General features: G+C 72.3%; 6 protein-coding genes and 1 pseudogene. 4 read left to right on the plus strand and 3 right to left on the minus strand.

Going from position 1 to position 6,437, the window contains the following annotated elements; genetic code table 11:
* Positions 1-441: 441 nt before the first annotated feature.
* Positions 442-993 (plus strand): annotated as a pseudogene (locus AE652_RS48015) (hypothetical protein); the annotation flags it as partial.
* A gap of 193 nt (positions 994-1,186) precedes the next feature.
* Here the strand turns inward: AE652_RS48015 and hemC are convergent.
* On the minus strand, positions 1,187-2,119 hold the full coding sequence (gene hemC, locus AE652_RS09740; RefSeq protein ID WP_049650831.1) for a hydroxymethylbilane synthase: 933 nt from the start codon (positions 2,117-2,119) through the stop codon (positions 1,187-1,189).
* Positions 2,120-2,489: 370 nt separating this feature from the next.
* Here hemC and AE652_RS09745 point away from each other — a divergent pair, with 370 nt between their 5' ends.
* Positions 2,490-2,918: a GNAT family N-acetyltransferase gene (locus AE652_RS09745; protein ID WP_049650832.1), complete on the plus strand. Its 429-nt coding sequence runs from the start codon at positions 2,490-2,492 to the stop codon at positions 2,916-2,918.
* Positions 2,919-3,212: 294 nt separating this feature from the next.
* Here the strand turns inward: AE652_RS09745 and AE652_RS09750 are convergent, their stop codons facing one another.
* Positions 3,213-3,584 carry a hypothetical protein gene (locus AE652_RS09750; RefSeq protein ID WP_049650833.1) on the minus strand — a complete coding sequence of 124 codons (372 nt, stop codon included), beginning with the start codon at positions 3,582-3,584 and terminating at the stop codon, positions 3,213-3,215.
* A 202-nt stretch (positions 3,585-3,786) separates the two neighbouring features.
* Here AE652_RS09750 and AE652_RS09755 point away from each other — a divergent pair, with 202 nt between their 5' ends.
* Both AE652_RS09755 and AE652_RS43045 read left to right on the plus strand, forming a co-directional pair.
* The gene (locus tag AE652_RS09755) at positions 3,787-4,785 is read left to right on the plus strand and encodes a helix-turn-helix domain-containing protein (RefSeq protein ID WP_049650834.1); all 999 of its coding nucleotides are present in this window, start codon (positions 3,787-3,789) and stop codon (positions 4,783-4,785) included.
* 126 nt (positions 4,786-4,911) lie between these two features.
* Positions 4,912-5,376, plus strand: a complete 465-nt coding sequence (locus tag AE652_RS43045) for a hypothetical protein (RefSeq protein ID WP_053112024.1) — start codon at positions 4,912-4,914, stop codon at positions 5,374-5,376.
* Between the two features lie 62 nt (positions 5,377-5,438).
* Here AE652_RS43045 and AE652_RS09765 read toward each other — a convergent pair whose 3' ends face one another.
* Positions 5,439-6,335: an aminoglycoside phosphotransferase family protein gene (locus tag AE652_RS09765; RefSeq protein WP_049650835.1), complete on the minus strand. Its 897-nt coding sequence runs from the start codon at positions 6,333-6,335 to the stop codon at positions 5,439-5,441.
* Positions 6,336-6,437: the final 102 nt, after the last annotated feature.

Below are 6,437 nucleotides of genomic sequence, written 5' to 3' on the forward strand. Positions count from 1 at the left end.
CACTGCCGCGCCCGCGCAACCCACCCGTAAGCACAGGAAGTCGGCCCCGCCGACTTCCCGCGCAGGAGTGGCCCGGCGCCGCTTCGGCAAGGCCGAAACGGCGACGGATGATGGGGTGAAGCGAGTGCTGCTCGGCGGTGGTTCCGGCGGCCCCGGCCATGCGTGGCCGGGGCCGCCATTACTCTTGCGGGTTCCTGAAAGGGAGCGGGGTGCTTCCCTCGCCTTCTCTTGTCGTCGGGCGGGTCCGCCCGACGACATTGATCGGTCACCGGACCCGCCCGGCGGGTCGCCTCGCCGCGCACAGGAAGTCGACCCGGCCGACTTCCTACGCAGCGGTAGCGGCGCTGCGTGGTGGGGTGAAGCGCTATTCGGCTGTCGGCCATCACCGTCCCCGAGATCCCGCAGGCCGTGCGGGACTTGACCGCCGTCGGCATCCGCTCGGTGGAGGTGTTCGCCAACAGTCTGCGCCGCGACGAGCGGGCCGCCGGTGCCGTCGCGTCGGACAGCCTGATGGTGCGGGCCATCCGCGCCGTCGAGGACACCGAGCCCGGCATGGCCGCGATGACGGAGAACTGCCTGTGCGGCCACACCGACACCGGCGAGTGCCACCTGACCGTCGGCGCCCGGATCGATCTGGAGGCGACGGCCGCGCTGACCGTCACCCAGGCCGTCATCCAGGCCGGGGCCAGCGCCGACATCGTCGGCCCTGCCGCGATGACCCGGGGTACCACCCGGGCCGTGCGGCAGGCGCTGGACGAGGCCGACCACCGGGACGTGGCGACCATGCCGCACCTGATCTTCGACTCCGCCCTCTACGAGGGCTACCGCACCACCATGCGGGCCGTCCCCGCCCCCGCCGCCCGCCGCCCGTTCCGGATCAGCCCTCGCAGTCCGGAGACCGCCGTCGACACCGGACTCGCCTTCCTCGACGAGGGGGCGGACATGCTGCTGCTGGAGCCGGGGATGCTGTCGGTGGACGTGCTCGCCAGCCTCAGGGTCAGGACGGCAGCCCCGCTGATGCCGTTCTCCGTCTCCGGCGAGTACACCCGCCTCGCCTCGCCCCGCCCGACCCGGCCACCGGACGGCGGGACTTCCACCCGCTCGCGGAACTGTTCACCATGCTCAAGCGGGCCGGCGCGGACCGGATCATCACCTACGCGGCCCTGGACCTGGCCCGTCTGCGCGCTTAAGCGGCGGCGGTGGGCCGGACCTCCGCCAGGATGCCCTCCGCGCCCTGGTCCAGCAGGAGGCCGGCCACCAGCGCTCCCAGCTTCTCCGGCTCGCTCACCGGGCCGGAGAGCCGGGCCTCCACCTGCCGCCCGCCGTCCACGGAGATGACCTGCCCGTGCAGGGTCAGCACGCCGCAGTCGACCTTGCCGAACGCGCCGACCGGCACCGAGCATCCGCCGTGGAGCTCCGCCAGCATCGCCCGCTCGGCCCGCACCTCCGCGTCGGTCACCGGGTCACCGGAACCGGCCAGGACCTCGCGGGCCCACTCGTTGTCCTCCCGGATCTGGATGCCCAGCGCGCCCTGCCCGGGAGACGGCGGAAACAGCCCGACCGGCAGGATCTCGCTGATCTCGTCGCCGCGGCCGAGCCGCTTGATCCCGGCGGCCGCCAGGACGACAGCGTCCAGCTGTTGGGTCCTGAGCTTGCCGAGCCTGGTCGGGACGTTCCCCCGGATCTCCACCGGCACCAGGTCCGGACGGACGTGCAGCAGCTGGGCGATCCGGCGCGACGCCGACGTCCCGATCCTGCCCCCGTACGGAAGGTCCGCCAGCGTCGAGCCGCACAGGGCGTCGTGCACGTCCGCACGGGTGGGTGGGGGCAGAAGGATCAGGCCGGGCGGGTTCGCAGTGGGCAGGTCCTTGAGCGAGTGCACGATCACGTCGACCTCACCGGACACCAGCGCGTTCACCTGGTTCACCGAGAACGCCGAGCCGCCGCCGCGCTCCGAGACGTCCCTCAGGGCCGACCTGCGGTCCTGGTCACCGGCCTCCGTGATCACTCGCCGGCGGAACGCCACGCCGGGGAAGCGCTCCCGCAGCGGCGCCAGGAACTCCCTGACCTGAGCCCGCGCCAGGTGACTGGCCCGCGACCCCACCACCAGTGTGCTCATAAGCCAACTCCCGGCATCAGACAAGGCGTTGGCCGCATGCTACCCGCATCGAACACGCCCGGTTTCCGACGTTATGTCGGAAACCGGGAAAGAGTCACGGGAGACGTACACCACCCGAACCGTCGTCGGCCGAGTGCCGCATCAAGCAACGTTCGCCCTGTGTGACGCGCCGTCCGGATGGTGATCCGGGCGGCACATTGTGCTTCATGCCGAGTCTCGCGATCAGGGCCAACGCAGCCCGACTGTCGACGATTTCTCGAAGTCCGGCTCTCCACACCCCGGTACGGAGCATCGCTGAAATCGCGGTCGCGGACAGCCGTGGCTGACGGTCTCCTCCAGAGCGTGTGCTTCGCTCTGGCAGGATGCGCCGGTGATCAACTACAGCACCGATCTCTCCGGTCTTGCGGAGCAGGACCTTTCCGGGTTCTTCGTAGGCTGGCCCGCACCGCCGACGGCCGCGCAGCACCTTGCCGTGCTCAAGGGCAGTTACCGGGTCGTGGTTGCCCTGGATGCCGGGACGGGGCGCGTCGTGGGCTTCGTCAACATGATCAGCGACGGGGTCCTCACGGGCTTCATCCCGTGGCTGGAGGTCTTGCCCGAATACCAGGGGAAAGGCATCGGCGGGCAGTTGGTCCGGCGGGTCCTCGCCGAGGCGGAACATCTGTACTCCGTGGACCTGACCTGCGACGAGCCGCTGCGCGCGTATTACGAGAAGCTCGGAATGCTGCCGCTGAGAGGCATGGCCGTCCGACGGTGGCAGGTACTGGCCCCGGAGCACCGAGCTCCGGCGGAGTCCTGAAAACCACGGTTGACTACGGCCCCGCCGACTTCCTACGCAGGTGTGGTGGTGCCGTTGCCGCTTCGGAAAGGCCGAAGCGGCAACGGGCTCAGCTGTGCGTTCGGCGGCCCCGGCCAGGGCTGGCCGGGGCCGCCCAGGGCTTTTGTGGAAAGGGTGGGCGGGCAGGCACCGGATCTGTTTGGGCGGGCCCGTGTGCTTGCGCGCGGGCCCGCCCTGAAAGATCCTCAATTCTGACTCTACCCAAGGTTCCGTGCACGGGCGAGGTGCCGCAGTTCTGCGGTCTGCCGGTTGAACTCAGCCGAGGGCGTTCACCAGTTGTTCCGCCCTGGCGGCCGCCTCGTCAGCACCGGTGGTCTCGAGTTCCACTGAGAACGGCTCGCCGTGCGATGTCTGGGTGTAGACGAGATAGCGCCCTTCGGGGACGAGCGCGATGCCGATGGCGAGGACGTCTCCGCTACCGAGCCACCATTGGGGCCCTGTACTGAACCGGAGCGTTGCATGACTCGTGAACGGGTAGTAGCGGCTCAGCGAGGTGCTTCTCGCGGCGAGGACCAGGTCCCGCAGGATGGGCGGGATCCACGACCCGCCGGAAGTCCGGCCGAAGTCGTCCTGTTCCGCTGCTGCTCGGGCCTGGAAGTCCCACGCCTCACTCAGAGGGTCTGTCACGCCTGAGATTCTGCCGTGGTTGCCCGTCCCCGGAAAGGTGCCGCTTCGGCCTGGCCGAAGCGGCCATGGAGGGTGGGGCGAACTGAAGGCTGAGGGCGGTGGTTCTGGCGGCCCCGCCGGCCGTTCCCCTCCTTCCCCGGGCCGGATCCGTCGGCGGTGTGAGAATGCCGGGACGGGGAAGGCGAGCCAGGGGAGGGCGAGCATGCTGACCGAGTCGGTGTACCGGACCGAGGACGTGGAACCGCGGGACCGCTTCGAGTACTGGCAGCAGCAACTCGTCCGGCTGATCGCGCCGTTCGACGTCCGCACCGAGCACAGGGCCGACTTCCGGTCCGAGGTGCACATCCTGCCGCTCGGCGACGTGGCGCTCTGGACGATGGAGCACCCGCCGCTCGCCGCGAGGCGGTCACCACGCCTGATCCGCTCGTCCACCGACCCCGAGCTGTACCTGTTCTCGCTCCCGTTCGGCGACTCCGCCACCGCGGTCCGCTCCGACGGCCTCGGCGCCTACCGCCCGCACGACGTGGTCCTGCAGGACAGCGCCCGGCCCCTCCTCCTCCAGGCGAGCACCGACGATCCGCGCCAGCGGGTCCGCGGGGGCTGGCTGACCGTGCCCCGGCAGGCGCTGCCGCTGTCGCCGGACCGGATCGGCACGCTCACGGCCCGCCGGATGCCCGGGGGCACGGGCGTGGGCGCCCTGCTCGTCCAACTGCTCGCCGGCATCGCCGCCGACCCCGGCGCCTACCGGGCCGGCGACGCACCCCGGCTGGGCACCGTGGCCCTCGACCTGGTGTCGGCGCTGCTCGCCCACCACCTCGACGCCGAGGACGCCGTACCGCCGGAGAGCCGGCGCCGGGCGCTGGTCCAGCGGATCCGGGCCTTCATCCGCGCCCACCTGCACGAACCGGACCTCGACCCCGGCGCCGTCGCCGCCGCGCACCACATCTCGGTCAGCTACCTGCACCGCCTCTTCGAGGGCGAAGAGGAGACCGTCGCCGCCTGGATCCGCCACCAGCGCCTCGAACGGGCCCGCCGCGACCTCGCCGACCCGGCCCTGGCCGCCACCCCCGTCCACGTCATCGCGGCCCGCTGCGGGTTCCCCCGCGCCGCCGACTTCAGCCGCGCCTTCCGCGGCGCGTACGGGCTGCCGCCCCGCGACTTCCGGCACGGCGCCGCCGCGACGGCCGCGGGTGGACGCTGAGCGAAGCGGACGTGGACCGGCTGCTAACGACAACCCCCTGGGGCCTCGGCAAGCTGATGCTGTGTCCACCGCGGGGGATCAGGTGGTGGACGCGAACACACCGACACCCTCGAAGGGGGACCATCCATGTCCAGCAACGGACTCCGCAGGAACCCGCGCTCCGCCGCCGTCATCGGCCTCGCCGCCCTGGCGCTCGGGCTCACCGTCCTCGGCGGCGGTCAGGCCGTCGCCGCGCCGCAGGACGACCCGCGCACGATCGGGACGCCCGTCACCATGTCGGAGTCCGCGATCACGGCGGCCAGCCTGCCGTGCATCACCAGCCCCGGGGTCAAGACCTGCTTCGACAAGGCCGGCGACAAGGTGCTCGTGCTCGACACCGCAAAGGACGGCTTCTCCGCCGTCGGCCGGTGGAGCACCGACTACGGCCGCACCGGCGCGTGCCGCAACGCCCTCGGCGTCGGCCACTGGGCGGAGTGCAACTACGACATGCGCGAGACGGGGCACATCCAGCTGAACAACGCCCTCTACGACGGCGACACCGGGCTGTTGGTGCTGACCAACACGTACTCGGGCTGGCTGTCGATCGGCTGACCTGCCGACGGCCCGGCCCGCTCCCCGCCCGTCGTCTCGCGAGCGGGGAGCGGGCCGATCGTCTACGCGTGGTCGGCCAGCACCTCGGCGATGACGTGGCGGGCGATGGCGGTCATCCTCGGGTCGCTGTCCCGGTAGTAGGAGACTTCCATCAGCGCGACGGACAGGGCCCAGCCGCGGGCGCGGTCCCAGGCCGCGTCGTCGGCCGCCACGGCCGTGCGGAAAGCGGGGCGGGCGGCGGCGGGCAGGACGTACCAGGCGGGGATCAGGTCGACGGCCGGTTCGCCGAGGCCCGCGCAGCCGAAGTCGATGACGGCGCTCAGCCGGCCGTCCGGGGACACCAGCAGGTTGCCGGGCTGGAGGTCCCCGTGGAGCCAGACCGGCGGGCCGTCGGGAGCCGGGGCGGCCAGGGCCCGCTCCCAGGCGGCGGTCGCGGCGGGGGCGTCGACGAGGTCCGCCACGGCCGCGATCGAGGTCCTGGTCCCGGCGTCCCGCGAGGCCAGCGACTCGCTGCGGTGGGCGGCCGGGGCACCGGTCGGGTCGATCCGGCGGATGGCCGTCACGAAGTCGGCCAAGTCCCCGGCCAGCGCCCCGGGTTCGGCGATCCGGCCGGGCACCGGTGTGGCGCCGTCGAGCCAGCGCAGCACCGACCAGGGCCAGGGGCAACCGTCGACCGGTCCGCCCACGGCCAGCGGGACCGGCACCGGGACCGGCAGCCGCGGGGCCAGCCGCCGCAGCCAGACGTCCTCCTTGGCGATCTCCTCGACCACCCCGGGGATCCGCGGGACGCGCACCACCAGCTCCGCCCCGAGCCGGTACATCGCGTTGCTGGTCCCGGCCGGTTCCACCGGCTCGACCGGCAGGCCGGCCCACTGCGGGAAGTGCTCTGCGACCATCCGGCGCACCAGCGCCTCGTCGATGTCCAGTTCGTCGGCGTGCAACTTGTGGGAGGTGGCCATAGCGCCCGACCCTGCCAGCCGCGGGCCGCGCCGGGCAACCGATTTGCCGCCGGACCGACGGCCGCCGGGAGGGCGGCCGCTAGCCCTGGCGGACCGCGCCCG

It is taken from the genome of Kitasatospora sp. MY 5-36, from assembly GCF_001182915.1.
Classification (GTDB): domain Bacteria; phylum Actinomycetota; class Actinomycetes; order Streptomycetales; family Streptomycetaceae; genus Kitasatospora.